At 43.0% G+C, this 4,847-nt stretch carries 4 protein-coding genes; 1 reads left to right on the plus strand and 3 read right to left on the minus strand.

Features of this window, described 5'->3' with window-relative positions:
* The coding region (locus tag BHE89_RS09620) for an NAD(P)-dependent oxidoreductase (protein ID WP_353615116.1) at positions 1 to 427 on the minus strand (427 nt) is incomplete at its 3' end.
* A 171-nt stretch (positions 428 to 598) separates the two neighbouring features.
* Here BHE89_RS09620 and ilvY point away from each other — a divergent pair.
* Positions 599 to 1,486, plus strand: coding sequence for an HTH-type transcriptional activator IlvY (gene ilvY, locus BHE89_RS09625; RefSeq protein WP_069369924.1), 888 nt, complete (start codon positions 599 to 601; stop codon positions 1,484 to 1,486).
* Here the strand turns inward: ilvY and ilvA are convergent.
* Entirely contained in the window at positions 1,472 to 3,046 is a 1,575-nt protein-coding gene (gene ilvA, locus BHE89_RS09630; protein WP_069369925.1) for a threonine ammonia-lyase, biosynthetic, read from the minus strand. The genes ilvY and ilvA overlap by 15 nt on opposite strands.
* A gap of 2 nt (positions 3,047 to 3,048) precedes the next feature.
* A partial coding sequence (gene ilvD, locus BHE89_RS09635; protein WP_128860437.1) for a dihydroxy-acid dehydratase occupies positions 3,049 to 4,847 on the minus strand: 1,799 nt, incomplete at its 5' end.

Here is a 4,847-nt window from a genome sequence, read left to right on the forward strand (position 1 = left end):
TTTTTTCGCCTACTTCAACGATATTAAAGCCATGGGAGTAACCTAATGCTGCACCTGATTTCATCAACGGCTGAACGGCTTGAACAACAGCAGAATGCTGTTTATCTGGCGTTAAGTTAACAACTAAATCTGCTTGAGGGATCAACGCTTCATAGGTTCCAACCTCAAAACCGTTTTCGGTTGCACGACGCCATGATGCACGTTTCTCATCAATCGCTTCTTGACGTAAGGCATACGCGATATTCAAGCCTGAATCACGCATATTTAAACCTTGATTCAGACCTTGGGCGCCACAACCAACGATAACGACTTTTTTGCCTTTCAGGTAATTTGCTTCATCAGCAAATTCTTCACGTGACATAAAGCGACATTTACCTAATTGCGACAACTGCTGACGCAGATTCAATGTATTAAAATAATTTGTCATAGAAGACTCCAAAATCGTTGTGTATGTGTTTGCTGTTATTATCCTCACGCTCTGTGAGGTGTTGCATGACTTTACTATATGGGATGAAAGCCATTGCTTAAATTGATATATTTACAAGATAGTATTGCAAAAAAATGCAACGTTCTTTTTTATCACCTAAGGTGGCTGGCAATGGATATTCGTGATCTAAAACTTTTCCTGCATTTAGCTGAAAGCTGTCACTTCACCAAGACGGCACAAGCTATGCACGTCAGTCCTTCTACACTCTCTCGGCAAATTCAACGTCTAGAAGAAAGTTTAGGCCATCCTCTGTTTTTACGTGATAACAGACAAGTGGCTCTCACCGAGGCAGGCGAACAGTTAAAACGCTATGCTCAACAAACCTTATTGCAATACAAGCAGCTTAAGCACACGCTAAATCAAAATAGCCCAAGCCTTTCTGGCGAATTGCGCCTATTTTGCTCTGTAACCGCGGCTTATAGCCATTTACCCCCGATTCTTGACCGTTTTCGTGCAGAAAACCCATTGGTTGAAATAAAACTCACCACTGGCGATGCGGCTGATGCAGTCGATAAAGTGCAATCTGATGAAGCCGATTTAGGTATTGCTGGAAAACCTGAAAAACTGCCTGAAAATATCTGTTTTGAAAAAATAGGCGAGATCCCATTGGTACTGATTGCACCCGCTCTGCCTTGTAATGTTCGTCATCTAGTAACACAAGAGAAACCCGATTGGCTCAATATTCCATTTATCATTCCTGAACATGGGCCATCGCGACAACGAATTGCATTATGGTTTAAACGCCACCGTATCCTTAATCCCTTAATTTATGCGACTGTTTCAGGACATGAAGCCATTGTCTCAATGGTTGCGTTAGGTTGTGGTATTGCACTTATTCCACAAGTTGTCGTTGATAACTGCCCTGAGCCCGTTCGTAACCGCATCTCTTTATTAGATAATATTTCAATGGTAGAACCTTTCGAATTAGGCGTTTGCGGATCACACAAACGCCTTCAAGAGCCAGTGATCAACGCTTTTTGGCGATTACTCCACGACTAAGCTTGTCGTTTGTGGTGACAGGAATAACTGAAAAGAAGGATTTCCTGTCTCATCATGATATTCATAACCTAACGCATCCAAATGTCGCTCGAAACGCCCTTCCGTTTCGGGTAATTCAAATGCCACCAGCACACGCCCATAATCAGTACCATGACTACGATAGTGGAATAATGTGATATTCCAATAAGTCCCTAATGTTTTTAAAAACTTCATTAAAGCACCCGGCGACTCAGGGAACTCAAAACTAAATAGACGCTCTTTAAGTGGTTTATGAGGGCGACCACCGACCATATAACGTACATGAAGTTTTGCCATTTCATCGTCAGAAAGATCAGCAACTTGATAACCCGCAGTCGTAAGTTCACGCAAAATATCTTTACGCTCTGTGAGTCCTTGACTTAAACGCACACCGACAAAAATACGTGCATTTTCAGGATCTGCATCGCTATAACGATAATTAAATTCAGTGACAACACGTTGCCCTAAGATTTGGCAGAAACGTAAAAAACTCCCCTTTTGTTCAGGGATCGTCACAGCGAATAATGCTTCACGTTTTTCGCCTAGCTCACAGCGCTCAGAAACATATCGGAGCCCATGAAAATTCACATTTGCGCCGGAAAGTATATGTGCTAAACGTTCACCTTTTATCTGATGCTCTTCTACGTATTTTTTAAGCCCTGCTAATGCCAATGCCCCTGAAGGCTCTGCAATCGCACGCACATCTTCAAATAAATCTTTTACCGCTGCACAAATAGCATCGCTGTCTACGGTGATAACATCATCAACATATTTTTGGCATAAACGAAAAGTTTCATCACCAATACGCTTAACCGCAACACCTTCTGCAAATAAGCCTACTCGAGCTAATTCAACGGGATGTCCTGCCTCTAATGCTGCTTTTAAACATGCTGCATCTTCTGCTTCAACACCAATAACTTTAATTTCTGGCATAAGCTGTTTGATTAATACAGCAACTCCAGCAATTAAACCTCCACCACCTACGGGGACGAAAATACGGTCAAGATGAACATCTTGTTGTAAGAGTTCCATTGCCAATGTTGCTTGCCCAGCAATGACGGCTGGATGATCAAAAGGCGGAACAAAGGTGTATCCCATTTCTTCAGATAGCGCGATAGCTTTCGCTTTTGCTTCATCAAAGTTGGCGCCATAAAGCAGTGCTTCTCCACCAAATTGGCGAACAGCATCAACTTTGATATCCGCCGTTGCCACTGGCATCACAATTAACGCCTTTACACCCATTCGATTTGCAGACAACGCAACGCCTTGCGCGTGATTACCAGCAGACGCTGTCACAACACCTTTCTCTTTTTGCTCAGGGGTCAACCCTGCAATCATGGTATAAGCACCACGCAATTTAAAGCTGTGAACAGGTTGTCGATCTTCACGTTTAACTAAAATGGTATTTTCTAAACGTTCCGAGATTTTTGTCATCTCTTGGAGTGGAGTCACTATTGCGGCTTCATAAACAGGTGCACTCAGCGCCGCTTTTAAATATTCAGCGCTACTTGGTGCCGAATTTAAAGGTCTAAAAGCAGCCATTCTTAGCCCCCTAACTTAGATTTATCACGTACCGCACCTTTATCAGCACTAGTGGCTAAAGAGGCGTAAGCACGTAAGGCAAACGAAACTTGGCGCTGTCTATTTTGTGGTGTCCACGCTTTATCACCACGAGCATTTTGTGCATCACGACGTGCAGATAACGTTTTATCATCTACGTTTAATGAAATTTCTCGAGTTGGAATATTGATAGAAACAATATCACCTTCTTCCACTAAACCAATGACACCACCATTTGCTGCTTCTGGTGAGACATGCCCGATAGATAAGCCAGATGTTCCTCCAGAGAAACGTCCATCAGTGATAAGTGCGCAAGCTTTACCTAATCCCATTGATTTTAAATAAGAGGTTGGATACAGCATCTCTTGCATACCCGGCCCACCTTTAGGACCTTCATAGCGAATAATAACCACATCGCCTGCCACAACTTTCCCACCTAAGATAGCCTCAACAGCATCATCTTGGCTTTCATATACTTTTGCAGGACCACTAAAAATTAAGTTATCGTTATCAACACCTGCTGTTTTAACAATACAACCATCTACGGCTAAGTTACCGGATAAAACAGCTAATCCACCATCTTGACTATAAGCATGTTCTTTACTGCGGATACATCCGTTTTCACGGTCAGTATCTAAGGTTGGCCAACGACAATTTTGAGAGAATGCCTTCGTTGTACGAATACCCGCAGGACCTGCTTGGAACATTGATTTTACTTGCTCATCTTGCGTTAACATCACGTCATATTGTGCTAATGTTTCTGGCAAGCTTAACCCTAAAATATTACCCACATTACGATTAAGTAATCCGGCTCTGTCTAATTCACCTAAAATCCCCATAACCCCACCAGCACGGTGAACATCTTCCATATGATATTTTTGTGTACTTGGCGCCACTTTACATAAATGAGGCACTTGGCGAGAAAGTCTGTCGATATCTTCCATAGTGAAATCAACCTCACCTTCTTGTGCAGCAGCTAATAAATGCAGAACCGTATTCGTCGAGCCACCCATGGCAATATCTAAGATCATCGCATTTTCAAAGGCTTCTTTCTTAGCAATATTGCGCGGTAATGCGGACTCATCATCTTTTTCATAATAGCGTTTAGTTAATTCAACAATGCGTTTACCTGCGTTGATAAACAGTGTTTCACGATCTGCGTGTGTCGCTAATAGTGAGCCATTTCCGGGTTGAGATAATCCGAGAGCTTCGGTTAAACAATTCATGGAGTTTGCGGTAAACATACCTGAACACGATCCGCATGTCGGACAAGCAGATCGTTCAATTTGCTCACTATCCGCATCGCTGACATTTGGATTTGCCCCTTGGATCATGGCATCAACGAGATCCAATTTGATCAGTTGATCTGAAAGCTTCGTTTTACCGGCTTCCATAGGGCCACCCGAAACAAAAATAACCGGGATATTTAGGCGTAAAGACGCCATTAACATTCCTGGGGTGATCTTGTCACAGTTTGAGATACACACCATCGCATCAGCACAGTGTGCATTAACCATATATTCAACAGAGTCTGCGATAAGCTCACGCGATGGCAACGAATAAAGCATGCCACCGTGTCCCATTGCAATACCGTCATCAACCGCAATGGTATTAAATTCTTTAGCTACACCACCCGCGGCTTCAATTTGCTCAGCAACGAGTTTTCCTAAATCCCGCAGATGCACATGACCCGGCACAAATTGCGTAAATGAGTTCACCACTGCAATAATAGGTTTACCAAAATCAGCATCCGTCATTCCCGTTGCACGCCATAAGGCACGGG

Source organism: Shigella sp. FC1967 (assembly GCF_001743005.1).
Classification (GTDB): Bacteria; Pseudomonadota; Gammaproteobacteria; order Enterobacterales; family Enterobacteriaceae; genus Proteus.